This is a genomic window from Flavobacterium segetis, from assembly GCF_900129575.1.
GTDB classification, from domain to species: Bacteria; Bacteroidota; Bacteroidia; order Flavobacteriales; family Flavobacteriaceae; genus Flavobacterium; species Flavobacterium segetis.
Window position 1 is genome coordinate 1 of record NZ_FQWE01000001.1, and the last position, 18,495, is coordinate 18,495.

Consider the following 18,495-nt stretch of genomic DNA (forward strand, 5'->3'; position numbering starts at 1 on the left):
GGTGAGAAAATTAACTATAACTTTACGGTAACTAATACTGGAAATGTAACCTTAACTACCGTTGCACTAACTGATGCAATGACTGCTACTGGTTTGGTAATTACAACTAACACTATTGCTTCGCTTAACGTGGGTCAATCTGCAACCTTGACAGGAATTTACACGCTTACTCAAGCAGATGTAGATGCTGGGAAAGTGATCAATACTGCGCTAGTAATTGCTAAAGATCCGAAAGGAAATGAGGTAACGGATACTTCTGGAACAGCTGTTGATAACAATACGCCTACTGAAACATCTCTTACAAGTAGAGGCAGCATCTCGATAACCAAGGACGGCATTTATACAGATAGTAATAACGATGGAGTAGCCAATATTGGTGATAAAATAATATATTCTTTTACTGTAACAAATACTGGAAGTTTGACTTTAACTAACGTTATTGTTACCGATCCATTACCCGGATTAATAATGTCTGGATCGCCTATAATTTTAAATATTGGAAGTTCAAATTCAACTGCATTTATAGGAACTTACTCAATTACTCAAGCTGATATTGATGCGGGTGTCGTTTACAATTTAGCAACAGTAACTGGCACTTTACCCTCTGAAAACAAAGTAACAGCCACATCTACTGATCCAACTCCATGCAATGCATGCATCCCTAAACCTGAGTGTACAAGTTGCACAATAACAATTTTAACAAAAAATCCTAAAATAGATGTAGTCAAAACTTCCGTCTCAACGGGATACAGCTTGGTAGGTGATTTGATTAACTACAATATAACTGTAAAAAACACTGGTAATGTAACACTATTTCAAATAGTAGTTACTGATCCATTAACAGGCTTAAGTTCCACCATTACAAGTTTAGCTCCAGGAAAATCTCAGGAATTTAACGAGACCTATACTGTTACTAAAGTTGATTTGGTTAATAATAGTGTTACCAATACAGCTTTCGCAAAAGTATTAACCGCTGATAGAATCGAAATAAGTGATTCTGATACCTTAGTTGTTGAAAAATCATTTGTCTTGGGTTGTGGTTCTATTTTAGTTCGCAATGCATTCTCGCCAAATGGTGATGGTATCAATGACGTATTTGTAATTGATAATATTGGCGACACTAGTTGTTATCCTGAAAATACTGTTGAGATATATAATCGTTGGGGTATCTTAGTTTTTGAGACGAAAAATTATGACAATCAAAATAATAATTTTGAAGGTCTATCTCGCGGAAGAACAACCATAAATCAATCCTCAGGCTTACCTGCGGGAACCTATTTCTATATTTTAAATTATTTGTCTGTAGATGGTAATGGTAACCTTCAAAGTAATAAAAAAGATGGATACTTATATATCACAAAGTAAAAATGACTAAATTTCAGTTTTGAGGAATATTGGGTTTCGCAAAATTTATAAAAGTGAAGTTACTTTAAAAAAAGTATCAATATTATTCTACTAACAGAATTATTCTTTTAAATAAGAGTTTAACCAAAATAAAAATCTACTATGAGAACAAATATATTTTTAAGTATTTTGATGCTGGCAACTGTTATAAGTTTTGCGCAGCAAGATGCTCAATACACGCAGTATATGTACAACACAATTAATATTAATCCGGCTTATGCTGGGTCAAGAGGTGCAATGAGTGTTTTTGCTATGCATAGAACCCAATGGGTTGGATTGGATGGTGCTCCCGTTACAAATACCGCATCTATAAATACACCACTGAACAATAGTAACTTAGGACTTGGAGTTTCGTTTATTAATGATAGAATAGGACCAACGAATGAAAATACTATATCAGCAGATTTATCTTACTCTGTTCAGATATCTAACTCTTATAAATTATCATTTGGAATAAAAGCTACCGCCAATATTTTCAATTTAGACATGAGTAAATTAAATCCAGAAATTGCATTTCCGTTAGATCCTAGCATGCAAAATATTGATAATGAATTTACTCCAAATATTGGATCCGGCATTTATTTGCATTCTGACAAAGCATATGTAGGAATATCCATTCCTAATTTTATTGAATCTAATCGTTATGACGACAACGAATATAAAATAGCGACAGAAAAAATCAACTATTATCTTATCGCTGGTTACGTATTTGATTTAAATCCAGAACTAAAATTTAAACCCGCTATTTTGACAAAATTTGTTGAAGGTGCGCCACTTCAAGTTGATATCTCAGGAAATTTTATGTTTAGTGAAAAATTCACTGTCGGTCTAGCCTATAGATGGAGCGCAGCTTTGAGTGCGATGGTTGGATTTCAAGTATCTGATGGAATGTATATCGGGTACGGATACGATAGAGAAACTACGAGATTAAATAATTATAACTCTGGTTCTCATGAAATATTTCTACGATACGAAATCTTCAAAAATAATAACAAAATTACGACGCCAAGATTCTTCTAAATTTAATAGTATGAAAAAATATATCAATTTAAGTCTGTTTTTAATTGCTTTTTCAGCAAATATATATTCTCAGAAAGCACAAATCAAGTCCGCAGACAAATTATACGAACAATATGCGTATATTGACGCTATTAAAACTTACGAAAAGATAGCTGAAAAGGGATACAAGTCAGTAGACTTATTTCAAAAACTAGGTAATTCTTATTACTTTAATTCTGAATTAGACAAGGCATGTAAATGGTATGAAGAATTATTTGCACTAAATACAAAGGACTTAGATCCAGAGTATTATTTCCGCTATGCTCACTCACTAAGATCTATTGGGAAAAATGAAAAAGCAAATGAATTTTTAGAACAATATAATAAAAAATTAGGAAATGACAGTCGTGTAAAATTATTCATGAAAGATGTAAATTATCTCGATGCCATAAAACGAAATTCTAATCGTTATACAATTGAAGATGCAGGCGTAAATTCGATATATTCTGATTACGGAACTGCTATTTATGAGGATCAAATAATATTTAGTTCAGCAAGAGACACTGGTAGTATCGGGCAAAGAATACATAAGTGGACTAATCAACATTTTACAAATTTATATGCATCTACCTTAGATGGGACTATGACGCCATCCAAACCGCAAAAATTTGACACTACTATTAACTCTAAATTTAACGAGTCTACTCCCGTTTTTACCAAAGATGGAAAAACAATCTACTTTACAAGAAATAATTATTTAGATGGAAAAAAAGGTAAAGACGATAAAAAAACTACATTAATCAAAATTTACAAGGCTACCTTAACCGATAATAAATGGACAAATATAATTGAATTACCGTTTAACAGTGATAATTACAGTACCGCTCATCCTGCACTAAGTCCAGATGAAAACACCCTCTATTTTGCTTCTGATATGCCAGGCACTTTAGGTCAATCAGATCTATTTAAAGTAAAAATTAATAAAGATGGAACTTATGGAATACCGGAAAATCTGGGGAAAACCATCAATACCGAAGGGCGAGAAACATTTCCATTCATTAACAATGATAATGAACTTTACTTTGCTTCCTCAGGGCATCCTGGTTTAGGAGGGTTAGATGTTTTTGTTACTACAATAAAGAGTGATAATTCATACGATGAAGTACAAAATTTAGGAGCTGGAGTAAACTCATCAAACGACGATTTTGCCTATTATATCGATACAAAATCGAGACGTGGATTTTTTACTTCAAATAGAGAAGGAGGAATGGGATATGACGACATATATAAATTTTTAGAAACAAGAAAAATTGTTTGTGAGCAATTATTGTACGGTGAAATCTCTGATGTCAAAACAAGTATAAGACTGCCAAACACGAATTTAACTTTATTTGATGATCAATTTAACATAATTAGTTCAACAATTTCTGACAATCAAGGTACTTATACTTTTAAGATCGAGTGTGGTAAAACTTATTTTGTAAGAGCTAAGAAAGTTGAATATACTATCAAAGAAAATAAAGTTTTAATAGATGATAATGCAGGTAAAACATATTTACCAATAACACTAGAAAATAGTAAATGTGCTGTAACTATTGGCGATGATTTAGGTAAATGTTTTAATATAAAAATGATTTATTTTGATTTAGATAAATCAAATATACGACCAGAAGCAGCATTAGATTTAGAGAAGATACTAGATGTTTTGACGAACAATCCAAGTATGAAATTAGACATTCGTTCACATACCGATAGTAGACAAACTCTTAAATATAATGAAGCTCTATCCAGTAGAAGAGCAAAATCAACGATCAATTGGTTAATTACAAACGGTATAAATGCAAACAGACTTACCGGTAAAGGATATGGAGAAACTCAACTTGTAAATAAATGTTCGGATAATGTTCCATGCACAGAAGAAGAACACCAGTTAAACAGGAGAAGTGAGTTCATAATAACCGCACTATAATTATTTTATAATAAAAATATAAAAGGCTGTCTTCAATAAGCAGCCTTTTATGTTTACTGCAAGTAATTATAATTTTATTTATCTGTCACCATGTAGTAGAAGTTACAGTACTATCTTTCTAAATTAGAATTAAGTATAATCCATAATTAAAGTAAAATAAATAACACTTAACACACTATAATTGTGACTTCTAAAAACTGTTTTTTTGAAAAATTATATAAAATAATAGTAAAACGAAAGAGAATAAATTAGAAATTATCTATTTAAACTTTATTATCGATGTAAAGAATTATTACTCATTTTTTAAAGAATATTATTTTAAATTATTTTGATTGTCAAATAACAATTACTGCTATCATTACGCATTACCGTTTTAAACACCATAAATAATTCATTCATTTCATCAAAAAATTGGTTTCTTTGCACAATCGTTTTCACAATTCATGCTTCACTATAAAAGGAAGGAAAAACATCCATTTTTAAACTTTCTAGACCGCTGAAAATAAATTTAGTAAAGTTTTGAACTGCGCTTTTTATAAATAATTCATTTTTAATTATTCTATTTATAAGTCTTTTTGTTAATACTAATATTTTTTAAAATCTAGTTAAATCTCTTTCCCTACTTTAATAATAGGATGCTATCATCAAAAAAATTTAAAAATACCATTACTTTTTTCTAAGTTCAATATTGCCTTCTAGAATGTTAAAAATCATCTATATTTACCGTTAGAAGAATTTATGACTTGTAATTGTGATGATAATTTCAGAACGCAAAATGAACGTACAAAAATCAATTAATATAATTAATAGCTTTTTAATTAAAGGTATTAGATGTTTTGTAAGACTCGATTACCAAAATAGATACTAAATCACAATACTAATTATTTGATGCTTTTAATATCTCTTCGATATTTCACTTGAATTTGCGTCTTTTAACCTAAAATTCAATTTGATCAGCCAATGCACTTGCTAGCGTTTTGTTCTATAAAATCCTTTAACATAGATAAAAACGGACTATTATAACCAAGATTTTTTCTCTTAAAAAAAAGTAAATACATGATGAGTTTTAATGGATGTTCGTTTTAAGACATAAAAAAAGCCCTTACATTTCTGTAAAGGCTTGATTTTCAAAGTGAAGGCAGAAGGATTCGAACCTTCGACCGCCTGCTTAGAAGGCAGGTGCTCTATCCAGCTGAGCTATGCCTCCATTGCTCCTATAGAAAAAGTCGGGGTGGCAGGATTCGAACCTGCGGCCTCCTGCTCCCAAAGCAGGCGCGATAACCGAGCTACGCTACACCCCGAAAAACAAAATTATAAAGCGGAGGGACAGGGACTCGAACCCTGGCACCGATTGCTCGGTGACAGTTTAGCAAACTGCTCCATTACCACTCTGGCACCCCTCCAAGCTCAAAGAAACATGTCTTGTTTTGCGGTTGCAAACTTAGGACTTCTTTACGTTACACACAACTATTTATGCCCTTTTTTTTATTCTTTTTTAACAAGGATATAAAAACACTTCACAATCAAACATATAGAATCAATTTTAATTTAAAAGTGATTATATAACTCTCAAAATATGAATTTGGCTAAAAAAGATTAAATTTGCTAGATAAACCAACAGTATCATAGTTATGAACAAAAGAGTTGTTATCGTATCTGCCGTTAGAACACCTATAGGAAGTTTTATGGGGGGATTATCCACAGTAACTGCACCAAAATTAGGAGCAGCAGCAATTAAAGGTGCTTTAGATAAAATTAATCTAGATCCAAATTTAATAGATGAAGTATTTATGGGTAATGTGGTTCAAGCAGGAACAGGGCAAGCACCTGCTCGTCAAGCGGCTATATTTGCAGGATTAAATACGTCAGTGGCTTGTACCACAATAAATAAAGTTTGCGCTTCAGGAATGAAAGCTGTTATGCTAGGCGCACAAGCAATACAATGCGGCGATGCTGAAATAGTAGTTGCAGGTGGAATGGAAAATATGAGTTTGATTCCTCATTACCTCAATTTAAGAAACGGAACTAAATTTGGTCCCACCACGATGATTGATGGTATGCAAAAAGATGGTTTAAGTGATGCGTATGATAACAGTGCAATGGGAGTTTGTGCTGATCTATGCGCAACCGAATATAAATTTAGTCGTGAAGAGCAAGACAACTATGCAATTCAATCTTATGAGCGTAGTGCAAAAGCTTGGAGTACTGGTAAATTTGATAATGAAGTAGTTCCAGTTGCTGTTCCGCAAAGAAAAGGTGATCCCATCATAGTCACTAAGGATGAAGAATTTACTAATGTTAAGTTAGAAAAAATCCCTTCCCTAAATCCAGTTTTCACTAAAGATGGAACAGTTACAGCCGCTAATGCTTCAACGATTAATGATGGTGCTGCTGCTGTAATTTTAATGACTGAGGAAAGAGCTATGGCTCTAGGTTTAAAACCTCTTGCATACATTAGCGGTTATGCTGATGCCGCTCAAGAACCAAAATGGTTTACAACAAGTCCGTCAAAAGCTTTACCAAAAGCATTGAGCAAGGCAGGCCTTACTATTTCTGACGTCGATTACTTTGAGTTCAATGAAGCGTTTGCAGTAGTGGGATTAGCTAATACTAAAATTTTAGATCTAGACAATAATAAAGTAAATGTAAATGGTGGTGCTGTTTCTTTAGGCCATCCTCTTGGTTGTTCTGGAGTAAGGATCATTGTTACTTTACTAAATGTATTAGAGCAAAATAATGGCAAAATTGGTGCTGCAGCTATTTGTAATGGTGGTGGTGGCGCTTCGGCAATTGTGATTGAAAGAATTTAAAATATAATATTTAGGTTGAAAGATTAGCCACTTTCAACCTAAATTTATTAAACCCTAATTTCCTATAAATGTTTGGAATTTGTAATCTAGCGATGATACCTTTGCGTTTTGAGCCAAGTGATAGAAGTGAAATCGTTTCTCAAGTTTTATTTGGAGAGCATTTTGAGATCTTGGAACAACGTAAGCAATGGACTTACATCAAAATGAACTATGATGATTATGAGGGGTGGATTGATTTCAAACAGCTCCAAATTATATCAGCAGAAAGTTATCTAAAATTATCATCTCAAGAAATAATTCTTAATAACGATTTAATCGATTATATTACCACTCCATCCAACATTTTAATTCCGATTTCTTTAGGTTCTTCTTTGTCATTTCTCGACGATTCAGAAATAAATATTTCTAATTTTATGTTTGAGGGAACTAAAGCAAGCGGGATAAAAGAAAAGTCAAAACTGATTAATACCGCGTTTATGTATTTGAATGCACCGTATCTCTGGGGTGGAAAAACTCCTTTTGGTATAGACTGCTCAGGATTTACTCAAATGGTGTACAAATTAAATGGATATAAATTATTGCGTGATGCCTCACAACAATCCACTCAAGGAGAAGCGTTAAGTTTTATTGAAGAAAGTGAAGCAGGCGATTTAGCATTTTTTGATAATGATGAAGGAAATATTATTCACGTCGGGATCATAATGAATGACAACTACATCATTCATGCCAGTGGAAAAATTAGAATTGATCGTTTAGATCATTTGGGTATCTTTAATGCAGAAACCAATAAACACACTCATAAATTACGGGTTATAAAAAAAATAATTTAATCTATTGAGAAATAAATACAATTAAAAATTATTGATTATTAAAATTGAACACAATCTAAGTATCTTTTTAACACTAAATATTTTTTACCTCCTTGTGTGTAAAGTTGACTTTTAAATTACCTAATTGAGAGATTTAATTTTTTTAATCTAAAAAAAATGTTTTATTCTTTAATCGACCCCGAAAACCTAGACATTTATTGGGAAATTTTTTGTGGAAATAATGATTTTTATAATAAAAAATCACTTTCGCAAAATATTATTACTAAAGTGATTTCTTCGATTTCTTTTATTTTAGAGAGAAAACCAGTTTTTTACTAACTCATCTTCAAGAGGCTTTGCTTTTTTATTGATAAATTCATTTGTGATTCCGTTATAATCATAATCTTTTGCCCATTCTTTATGATTTACTGCTAAATCTTTTATGCTATCACACACAAATTCAACTTCTTCATTAGTAGTAGTAGGATGAATAGACATTCTAATCCAGCCCGGTTTTCTAATTAAATCTCCAAGAGTAATCTCGTCGATTAGGTTATTTGAAGTTTCTTGATCCACATGCAATAAAAAGTGACCATAAGTTCCAGCGCAACTGCATCCTCCACGTGTTTGAATTCCAAATTTATCATTCAATAATTTTACACCTAAATTAAAATGTAAATCGTCAATAAAAAACGAAATCACTCCTAACCTTTCTTGGTGTTGGGCCGCTAAAATCTTAATATTTGGAACATATTCTAATTGAGAAAAAATGTATTCTACAATTTCATGTTCTCTATTTAATATATTGTCAATTCCCATCTGGTCTTTTAACTGCACTGATAAAGCAGTTTTAATCACCTGTAAGAATCCTGGAGTACCGCCATCTTCCCTATCTTCGATATTATCAATATACTTATGTTCTCCCCATGGATTTGTCCAACTTACTGTTCCACCGCCCGGATTATCAGGAACTAAATTTTGATATAATTTTTTATTAAAAACTAAAATTCCAGACGTCCCCGGACCACCAAGAAATTTGTGAGGCGAAAAGAAAATAGCATCTAAGTAACTTTCAGTCTCTTCCGGATGCATATCAATTTTTACATAAGGGCCTGAACAAGCAAAATCTACAAAACAAAGTCCGTTATGCTGATGCATTATTTTTGCCACCTCATGATAAGGAGTAAAAATTCCAGTTACATTAGAGCAAGAAGTAATCGATGCAATTTTAAAAGGTCTTTCTTTGTATTGATCTAACAATAATTCCAGATTTTTAAGGCAAAACAATCCATCCTCATCCGAAGGGATTACCTTAACATCAGCAATTGTTTCTAGCCATGATGTCTGATTGGAGTGATGTTCCATATGCGATATAAAAACAACTGGTTTTTTTTCGGCAGGTATGTTGATAAAACTTTTAAGATTTTCAGGAACTTTTAAACCTAAAATTCTTTGAAATTTATTGACTACTCCAGTCATTCCAGTTCCATCCGTAATTAAAATATCGTCAGAACTTGCATTGACATGATTTTTTATAATTTTTCGAGCTTGATGATATGCTTTAGTCATCGCTGTACCAGAAATGGTAGTTTCAGTATGCGTATTAGCCACAAAAGGACCAAATTCATTCATTAGTTTTTCTTCAATTGGACGATATAAACGACCACTTGCAGTCCAATCAGTATAAATAATTTTTTTTTTGCCATAAGGCGATTCAAACTCTTGATCTATCCCTATTATATTTTTGCGAAACTGTTGAAAGTAAAGTTCTAATTCTGTGGATGCTGTTTTAGTAATCATTTTATATCTAATTAGTAGTCAAAGATATTAATTTTAATCGAATAGCCATTTTGAACTTTTGTTAATGTTGAAGAAGTGGCGATAACTAAGTATTTTAGCCCCTTATAAGTTCGGAGTGATATTTTAAATTTCAAATAGTACATTTGAGATATGAAATACAAGAAATGGAGTTTAGAAGAGAAGTTGGAAATTTTATCTTCTTGCGAAGAATTCGGTGTTGTAGAAACCTGTCGTAAATACAGTGTTAGTACAGGAAGTTTGTACAGTTGGAAGAAGAAGCATGAGAAACAAGGAGAAGCAGGCTTAAAAGTGACTTATGACGATCGTAGCAAAGAGTTAAAGCAAGCTGAGGAAGAGAACAGAATTCTACGCAAATTATTAGCTAATAAAGAAATTGAACTAGAAATTGGACGTGAACTATTAAAAAAAAAGTTTGGGACATCCGATCCAAAAAAGATTTAGTTGATAGTATTTGTAGCAAACATAAAATCAGTAAAAGCAAAGTCATTTGTATGTTAGGTATGAATCAAAGCAGCTATTACCGAAGACCAAGTCTTGGCAAAAAAGGCAATAAGCCTAGTGTCTTTACTTATAATAAGTCCAAAGGAATGGTGAGTCAAGACGCTGTTATTGCATCAGTTAAAGAGATTTTGAGCCATGAGTTTATAGACTGCGGATACCGCTTAATGACTTCTTACTTACATCGAGATGGATATAAGATTAATCATAAAAAGCTTTACCGAATTATGAAAGAAGAAGGCTTATTAAAACTCGAAAATAGGATAAACAGGAGTGGTTCTGGGCGTAAGTTTATAAAATATAGAAAGGTTATTACTCTTAGGCCGTTTCAGTGTATAGAAATGGATATTAAGATGGTTTGGATTCCTAGTGTAGGTAAAAATGCGTATTTACTATCAATCATAGACGTTCATACCCGTAGAATTTTAAAAGATTACTTTTCTTTTTCAATAAAACAGAACAAAGTAATACCATTTCTTTCTGACTTATTTGCAGAATATCAATATCCTGAAAGCGTTGTTATTAGAAGTGATAATGGAAGTCAGTTTATTGCCAAAAGTGTTCGTGAATACCTAGGCATCATAGGTGTTCAGCAAGAATTTACACATGTAGCCACACCTGAAGAAAATGCACATATTGAAGCTTATCATGGAATCCTAAAAAAAGAAGTGTTCCAAAGGGTTGATTATAGAACTTTTGGAGAAATTGAACAAATATTAAAAAGTTATGTGATTTTCTATAACAATAATAGGTTACACGGGCTATTAGGACGTATTACTCCAATGGAAAAATGGAACCAGGATAAATATCTAATTTTAATGAAAAAATTAACCGCATAATTAATAATCGAAATTTAGAATAATACTCTTGTTTTATAGGGGTCAAAACACTAAGGATGTAAAACGAATCAATAATAAGAAGTTTCAAAATAATGCTTTCAAAAAAAGTTTAAAAGAATTATTTTTTTAATTGATTACTAATGTACCTACCGGCACTCTACTTTATCTGAGCTATAATTATTGTGCTTGAGCATTGGCTTTTTCTTAATTTAGATACTTCTTACATATAATGATATCAGTACGTTTAATCGTTTATTTAATTTTACAAAAGGCATCTAATATTCGATAAAATCAATTTTTATACCTATAATAAGCGAAATATCTAAATTTTTACGTCATTACAAAAAGCAATATATTATCATTAATTTGCGACATTAATTATATTTTGCTTTTTTTATTAAAAAAATATAGTGTTTCACTAAACAATAAGAATATTTAATTTATTAGAGATGTCGACATAAACTTAACGCAAGCAGAATAGTAAGTAAATACTTGCGAAAGTTCAGGCTCTAAAACAAATATTTTTTAAATTAGTATTTCGATTTAGAAATCAAAACCAATCGAGAATTGTAGTACGCGATTCTGCGCTTTCTCTTTATCATATACATCTCCCAAACCTAAATGATAGCGAACTCCTAAACTGATACCAGCATTAGTTTTTAATCCTCCTCCAAAATTTAATCCCCAATCAAAATTATTAGGATTATACGATTTTGAGTTATTAAAAATACCGCTATATTCTTCTTTATGAGAAATTGCTAAACCAATTTGAGGTCCTACTTCAAAAAATAAATTTTTAGAGGGATAGGCTTTGATCAGTATCGGTACGTTTATGTAATCTAGCTTTTGAGTAAAAGTACCGCTACTATTTGTTATCTTATATCCTTGTTGAGAATATTGTATTTCTGGCTGGATAGAAAAACTTTCGCTAATAAATGACTCACTATATAATCCTACATGAAAACCATGTCTTTGGCCTGTTTCTCCAGCTCCATTATAACTAACCGCAGCTAAATTATAGCCTACTTTCACTCCAACATTTGATTTGGAAATTCCTTGAACTTGAGCATTTATTGACACTAATGTGCCTAGAAATAATGCTGTTATTATATGCTTTGTTTTCATATTTTTTCTTTTAATACTGGTTTAATATTACATTTATCTTCCCCCATTAGCTCGAAGATCAGTAATACATTGACTATCCAATTTCGGTGCTGAACCTGAAGAAACCATGTTTCCAATTCCTCCTCCTATTTCTGATGACCAATACATTAAACAGGTTTTATTAATACAATGTTTGGGGTGGGCTGCATCCTCATGATCGCTTTGTAAATTAGTGCCTAGATTTGTTAATCCTAGCAAATGTCCAAACTCATGCGTTAACACTGTTGTTTCTAGTAAACTTCTGTTGGGCTCAAATGGGCTATCACTTAAACCATGTATTGTTTTTTCAAAAATAACAAAGGAAGTATTTCTATACGCCGTTCCAAGAACTATAGATTTATCTGAGTCTTTATCGGAATTCCCGTCTGCAAAAAACGCCCAAATTGCAATTTCATCAGGAGTGTTATAACGTGTTCTATTATCATTTTCAAGATTAATAATCTCCTCATTTGTGTAGGATGAATTACCCGTTGAAGGTATAGAACGCTTAATAATATTGATTCCGCCCGGCTTGAATGTTCGTGCGTTTAAAAATTCAACAAAATTAGTAATCGTTTGAGAACTAGGTTCAAAGCCAGCAACGTAAACCACTTCAACAACCATCCTCTTAAACTTTTTATCAGATAGGAGATCGTTTGCAGAACTTCCTGTTAATTGCTTATTAGTGTTAGGGTTTACACTAATTGTATTTTCTAGGGGATTATCCGCTTTGGAGCAAGACACAACTAAAAGTAACAAGCCACTTGCAAGAACTAAAATTAATTTTTTCATTATTTTTATAATTTTTAAGATTATTTATAAAGAAAAGCTACTTCATAGCAAGTAGCTTTTCTCTATAAATAACAAAGTCGATCTATATTTGTTTTAGTACTAACGTTACAGCTGCATTAGTTGAACTTTGTAAAGTAATCGTTGAGTTAGTAAAGCTGGTTACGTTCCATGTATTATTTAATAAATTAAACGTACCATTACCAGAAAAATTCAGTTTTAGAAAAACACTTAATTCTGAACTCACGGCGTATGTACCATTTACAGTGGTGCTTAACAAATTAACTGCGGTAACTGACAAGTTACTTGCAAAATCGATTGTAAAATCTTTATAATTACTCGCGGAGTTCGCACCAGCGTTTACGAACGAATCAACTTTAAACTTTCCATTTACTAAAATTGTTTCTATTTTTTTTGAATTTTGCGCTGCTTCTTTCTTTGTCGCTTCGGTTTTTAAAGAGGCATTAATAGTAGCTTGTAATTCAGCATCGCTGTAAATAATCATTTTTGAGCCATCGGCAATCGTCGCTGATATAGGGTACTTCACTGAATAAAGTTCTGAACTACTTACATTAGACATATAAATAAATAATTGCTGCTCAGATGTTATTGCAACACGTCCAGTTTGTTGCATGTTCAGGTCATACGTTAATATCGTAATTGGGAAACTAATATTTACAGAAGAAATAGCATCTTGACCACTAGCTTGGGCAGATGAACAAGCATTTACAATAGTGTTATACTCAGTCTGATTTGTAACAGTAGCTTCCGTGTAATTACTTAATTTCACTTTAAAAGGAAATTGTAAGACAGCGGTGTCTTGATCGCTATTTGACTGTCCAAAAATAGAAAGCACTTGCTGGTAATCTAATTGACTAAAAATAGAAATTTGAACTCCATTTACTTTAGCAGAAACGGGTAACAGAATAGATGAACAAGAAGCTCCATCTAAGAAATCATCAAATGAACCATCATACATTGAAGTTCGTTTTAGATTATTAGTTGTAGTTGAATTAGCTGAATTTGTATTTGGATTTTCTCCTTGTACATCATCCAATTCATTTTGACACGAAGAAAAACCTAAGATCGCTATTAATGCAAATCCGGTAACTGTTTTTAACTTTTTCATAATTTTCAAATTTAAGATAATTTTTTACTTATTGACGATCTCTATAACGCCGTTCTGTAAGTAAGACAACTGTCTTTACTTTTACCCTACAAAATAAATTAAAAAAATAATTAAATTTTAGAACACAACCATAAATCACTCATTATCAGGTTTTTTAAATTTTAATTATATTTCAAAAAAAAAGCATTATTAAATATCCGAATTACGTTTTAAAAAATTAATTTACATTTACAATCTACTAAAAGATGAAATAACAATCCATGACCAACAATGAAACTACACTTTGTGATGAAAAGTACTTTAGAGACTTTTACCTAAAGCACGTGCAATCCGCAAGTAATTTTGCTTACTACAAATGTGGTGATAGTGAGGCTGCATTAGATCTAGTACAAGATGCCTTTACTAAAATTTGGGAAAATTGTTCTAAAATTGACTTTAACAAAGCCAAAACCTATTTATTTACAAGCATTACTAATTTATTCCTAAATACAATAAAGCATCAAAAGGTTGTGTTTCAATATGCTCAAGATGCTCAAGATGCTCCTAATTTAGATACCAATAATCAAAGTCCCGAATATATATTAGAGGAAGAGGAATTTAAACAAAAGCTTACTAGAGCCATTGCATCTTTAAGCGAAACGCAACGCGAAGTTTTTTTATTAAATCGAATAGACGGTAAAAAGTATAGAGAAATAGCTGATTTACTGGGTGTTTCGCAAAAAACTGTAGAAAAAAGAATGTCCGCTGCGCTACAAATTTTAAAAGCACAAATCGAAAATATATAATTAATCATTTAGCTGTAGGGTAACTTTAAAGTTAGTTGTCTTATAAACATAGAGATATATAATGAAAAAGGAAAAACAGATATTAAAATGGTTGAACAATGACCTTTCAAGTAAAGAAATGGAGGATTTAAAACAATCTGAAGATTTACAGACACTTGAAAAGATTGCTCACTACGCGTCACAATTAGAAGTTCCAAAAGTAGATTCGCAAGCTGCATTGGAAAAATTACAATTTAAAAAGAAACCAAAAGTAAGAACCTTAAACTTTAAAACATTCTATAGCGTTGCGGCAGTTTTAGTACTAGCACTAACTTCTGGCTATTTTTTCTTTTATAACATTAATACCTCTATTGAAACTCAAATAGCACAAAGAAAGACATTTACACTTCCAGACAATTCTGAAGTAGTTTTGAATGCAGAATCAAAAATCAGTTTCGACGAAAAAAAGTGGGCTAAAAAAAGAAGTTTAACCTTAGAGGGTGAAGCTTTTTTTAAAGTAAAGAAAGGGCAAACTTTCAGTGTAAAAACAACGGATGGCATCGTTACCGTATTAGGAACGCAGTTTAATGTAAAGGCACGAAAAAACTATTTCGAAGTGCATTGCTATGAAGGTTTAGTGAGTGTTACGCACAATAATAAAACGACTAAACTACCTCCCGGGAAGATCCTCCGAGTTATCAATAAAAAAGTTGAAAATGTTGAAGATTTTTATTCTAAAAACCCTTCATGGATTTTACAAGAATCGAGTTTTATTAAAATTCCATTAGATCAGGTTATTGCAGAATTAGAAAGACAATATGATCTAAAAATTAAAGTTGATGGCGTTGATACTTCAAAACTATTTACCGGCAGCTTTACGCATACTAATAAAGAAATAGCGCTTCAAGCAGTTACAATTCCGCTTCAATTAAGCTATAAAATTGAAGGTAAAACCATTATATTTTACAATTATGGTGCTAATTAAATGGCTTTTTTTTTTGCTGCTCAGCATAAGTTGTATTTGTCAGGGACAAGAAACAAGTAAAAAAATCCCTTTGAGCGAGGTCATAATTACCCTAGAAAAGCAATTCAACATCAAGTTTTCTTACGCTGTTGAAGATGTGGCCACTATTACAATTGACAAACCAAAACCTTCATTGACTTTACTAGAAACTATTGATTATCTTAATTCTAAAACGCTTTTAAATTTTAAAGCCTTAGACGATCGTTATATTACCGTTTCTGTACTAAACAAAACAGTATCTGTTTGTGGAATAGTGTTAGCTGATGCAAATAAATTACCATTAATTGGCGCATCGGTATTTATAAACAACATTAAAAGAAGCACTATCACCAATGAAAATGGAAAATTTAGTCTAAAGAATATTTCAATAACCGCTACGCTAACTATTTCGTATATAGGATTTGAATCCAGAAATTTTACTGCGCAAGAATTATTTTTTGCACAAAACAACTGCAAAGAGATTGTGCTTACCACAAGAAACGAAGAGTTAAATCAGGTTTTAATACCCGTTTATTTAACGCCAGGATTACAGAAATACTTAGACGGAAGCACAGTATTAAACACTAAAAAATTTGCTATTCTACCTGGCTTGATAGATCCTGATATTTTACAATCTATACAAGCACTTCCAGGGGTAGAAAGCACGAATGAAAGTATCGCTAATATTAATGTTCGCGGAGGAACAAACGATCAAAATTTAGTCCTCTGGGATAATATAAAAATGTACCATTCAGGTCATTTTTTTGGGCTGATATCCGCTTACAATCCCAATCTAACTAACAAAGTTGTCGTTAGTAAGAACGGTACAAGTGCCCAATACAGTGATGGTGTTTCCAGCACAATCAACATGTACACAAAAGACTTAGTCACCAATACCTTTTCTGGTGGAGCAGGAATTAACTCCATTAGTACTGATGCTTTTCTCGAAATACCGATAACTAAAAAAGTAGAATTTCACATTTCAGGACGTCGCGCCATTACTGATTTGTTTTCAACTCCTACCTATACTAAATACTTTAATCGTAGTTTCCAAGATACTGAAATCAATGCCGATAGTGACCAGCGTGAAACGACTTCGGATTTCTATTTCTATGATTATACGGCTAAAGTTCTTTTCGATTTGAGTGAAAAACACCAATTTAGAGCCAATATTATTGGAATAAACAACGCTTTGGATTATTCAGAACGTTTTTTTACAAATGCAAATAAAACTGAATCTAAAACCAGTAATTTATCTCAAAAAAATAGTGGTTACGGTGGAAATTGGAAAGCGCAATGGACTTCAAAGTTGAGTACAGACTTCATAACTTATTTCTCTAAATACAACATCGACGCTAATGATTACAGAGTGGAAACAGATCAGCGCTTAACCGAAGCCAATGAAGTTCAAGAAACTGGTATTAAAGTAAATGCTAATTATAAAACGAACAATCACTCAAATTTATTATTGGGGTACCAATTTAATGAAACAGGAATGCTCAATCAAACCACGGTGAGCAATCCCATCTATTCCAGCACTAAAAAGGAGGTTTTATTGAATCATGCGTTATTTTCAGAAGTGGAATATAACAAAAATAAAACGTATTTACGAGTTGGTGTGCGATTGAATTATTTTCAGAAATTTAAAAAGTTTTTAGTTGAGCCAAGAATAAACATTCGACAACAAGTATCAGATCACTTTGCCTTAAAATTAGAGGGAGAGTTCAAGAATCAATCTACGACGCAAATAGTAGACTTTGAAGATGATTTTTTAGGTGTCGAAAAAAGACGCTGGATTTTAGTAAATAACAAAGACATTCCTATTGCCACAAGCAAACAAGCTTCTTTAGGTGTTGAATTTAATACCAAAAAATTCAATTTAGAGGCAACTACTTTTTATAAACTTGTAGATGGAATTACAGCTTCTAACCAAGGATTTTACAATAGTTTTCAATATAAAAATGCTCACGGAAACTACATTGTGAAAGGCATCGAATTTTTAGCCAATAAGACAGCACGTCAATATAGCATATGGGCTAGTTATACTTTTAGTACTAATAATTATGAATTTGATACATTTACACCGGTCTCTTTCCCCAACAATGCAGACATAAGGCATTCCGCATCATTTGGTTTTTACTATCTCCTTCTAAAAAATCTCAAAATAGCCGTTGGTGGCATTTGGAGAAATGGCACTCCATATACTACTCCAATTCAAGATAATGAAACCACTCAAAGCGGAAATAACACCATGGTAAATTATGGCTCGCCAAACAGTACAACCTTAGATAATTTTATGCGCTTAGACGCGTCGTTAAATTATAACTTCAATTTGTCAGCTGCAGTAAAAGCTTCCTTTACAGCCGGAGTCATAAATGCTACAAATCAGGATAATGTGATCAACAGGTATTACAAAGTTAATCCCACCAACTCTAAAGATGCCATTCAGGTGGATAATAAATCATTGGGTTTAACGCCTAATCTAAGCTTCAGAGTGAATTTTTAAGGATTATTTTCT

Annotated in this window: 14 protein-coding genes and 3 tRNA genes; 10 read left to right on the forward strand and 7 right to left on the reverse strand. The window is 32.1% G+C overall.

Features of this window, described 5'->3' with window-relative positions:
• The 3 genes from BUA99_RS00005 to BUA99_RS00015 form a co-directional block, all read left to right on the forward strand.
• Positions 1-1,365, forward strand: a 1,365-nt coding sequence (locus tag BUA99_RS00005) for a DUF7507 domain-containing protein (protein WP_143151693.1), incomplete at its 5' end; no start/stop codon positions are given.
• A gap of 141 nt (positions 1,366-1,506) precedes the next feature.
• Positions 1,507-2,424, forward strand: coding sequence for a PorP/SprF family type IX secretion system membrane protein (locus BUA99_RS00010; RefSeq protein WP_072986577.1), 918 nt, complete (start codon positions 1,507-1,509; stop codon positions 2,422-2,424).
• Between the two features lie 10 nt (positions 2,425-2,434).
• Positions 2,435-4,372 carry an OmpA family protein gene (locus BUA99_RS00015; protein WP_072987669.1) on the forward strand — a complete coding sequence of 646 codons (1,938 nt, stop codon included), beginning with the start codon at positions 2,435-2,437 and terminating at the stop codon, positions 4,370-4,372.
• 1,133 nt (positions 4,373-5,505) lie between these two features.
• Here the strand turns inward: BUA99_RS00015 and BUA99_RS00020 are convergent.
• The 3 genes from BUA99_RS00020 to BUA99_RS00030 all read right to left on the reverse strand — a co-directional run bounded on the left by BUA99_RS00020 (position 5,506) and on the right by BUA99_RS00030 (position 5,775).
• A tRNA-Arg gene (locus BUA99_RS00020) sits at positions 5,506-5,579 on the reverse strand.
• Between the two features lie 19 nt (positions 5,580-5,598).
• Positions 5,599-5,673 (reverse strand) — tRNA-Pro (locus BUA99_RS00025).
• Between the two features lie 18 nt (positions 5,674-5,691).
• A tRNA-Ser gene (locus BUA99_RS00030) sits at positions 5,692-5,775 on the reverse strand.
• A 228-nt stretch (positions 5,776-6,003) separates the two neighbouring features.
• Between BUA99_RS00030 and BUA99_RS00035 the strand changes: the two genes are divergently transcribed.
• Positions 6,004-7,182, forward strand: a complete 1,179-nt coding sequence (locus BUA99_RS00035) for an acetyl-CoA C-acyltransferase (RefSeq protein ID WP_072986579.1) — start codon at positions 6,004-6,006, stop codon at positions 7,180-7,182.
• A 68-nt stretch (positions 7,183-7,250) separates the two neighbouring features.
• A complete protein-coding gene (locus BUA99_RS00040) occupies positions 7,251-8,012 on the forward strand; it encodes a C40 family peptidase (protein WP_072986583.1) in 762 nt (253 codons plus the stop codon).
• A 291-nt stretch (positions 8,013-8,303) separates the two neighbouring features.
• On the opposite strand, the gene BUA99_RS00045 is transcribed toward BUA99_RS00040, so the two are convergent.
• A complete protein-coding gene (locus BUA99_RS00045) occupies positions 8,304-9,791 on the reverse strand; it encodes an aminotransferase class V-fold PLP-dependent enzyme (protein ID WP_072986585.1) in 1,488 nt (495 codons plus the stop codon).
• Positions 9,792-9,941: 150 nt separating this feature from the next.
• Between BUA99_RS00045 and BUA99_RS00050 the strand changes: the two genes are divergently transcribed.
• Both BUA99_RS00050 and BUA99_RS00055 read left to right on the forward strand, forming a co-directional pair.
• Positions 9,942-10,253 carry a transposase gene (locus tag BUA99_RS00050; protein ID WP_072986588.1) on the forward strand — a complete coding sequence of 104 codons (312 nt, stop codon included), beginning with the start codon at positions 9,942-9,944 and terminating at the stop codon, positions 10,251-10,253.
• Between the two features lie 8 nt (positions 10,254-10,261).
• Positions 10,262-11,149 (forward strand): IS3 family transposase, encoded by an 888-nt coding sequence (locus tag BUA99_RS00055; protein WP_143151694.1) that lies wholly within the window; start codon positions 10,262-10,264, stop codon positions 11,147-11,149.
• Between the two features lie 543 nt (positions 11,150-11,692).
• Here the strand turns inward: BUA99_RS00055 and BUA99_RS00060 are convergent.
• From BUA99_RS00060 to BUA99_RS00070, 3 genes are all read right to left on the reverse strand, one after another.
• Complete coding sequence (locus tag BUA99_RS00060) at positions 11,693-12,274, reverse strand: porin family protein (protein ID WP_072986591.1); 582 nt, start codon at positions 12,272-12,274, stop codon at positions 11,693-11,695.
• Positions 12,275-12,307: 33 nt separating this feature from the next.
• Positions 12,308-13,084 carry a membrane metalloprotease gene (locus tag BUA99_RS00065; RefSeq protein ID WP_072986592.1) on the reverse strand — a complete coding sequence of 259 codons (777 nt, stop codon included), beginning with the start codon at positions 13,082-13,084 and terminating at the stop codon, positions 12,308-12,310.
• Positions 13,085-13,166: 82 nt separating this feature from the next.
• Entirely contained in the window at positions 13,167-14,210 is a 1,044-nt protein-coding gene (locus tag BUA99_RS00070) for a hypothetical protein (RefSeq protein WP_072986595.1), read from the reverse strand.
• A 260-nt stretch (positions 14,211-14,470) separates the two neighbouring features.
• On the opposite strand from BUA99_RS00070, the gene BUA99_RS00075 reads away from it, so the two are divergent.
• The 3 genes from BUA99_RS00075 (at position 14,471) to BUA99_RS00085 (ending at position 18,483) form a co-directional block, all read left to right on the forward strand.
• A complete protein-coding gene (locus BUA99_RS00075) occupies positions 14,471-14,995 on the forward strand; it encodes an RNA polymerase sigma factor (RefSeq protein ID WP_072986598.1) in 525 nt (174 codons plus the stop codon).
• A 61-nt stretch (positions 14,996-15,056) separates the two neighbouring features.
• Positions 15,057-15,959, forward strand: a complete 903-nt coding sequence (locus tag BUA99_RS00080; protein ID WP_072986601.1) for a FecR family protein — start codon at positions 15,057-15,059, stop codon at positions 15,957-15,959.
• 70 nt (positions 15,960-16,029) lie between these two features.
• Positions 16,030-18,483, forward strand: a complete 2,454-nt coding sequence (locus BUA99_RS00085; RefSeq protein WP_234972861.1) for a TonB-dependent receptor plug domain-containing protein — start codon at positions 16,030-16,032, stop codon at positions 18,481-18,483.
• Positions 18,484-18,495 lie beyond the last annotated feature (12 nt).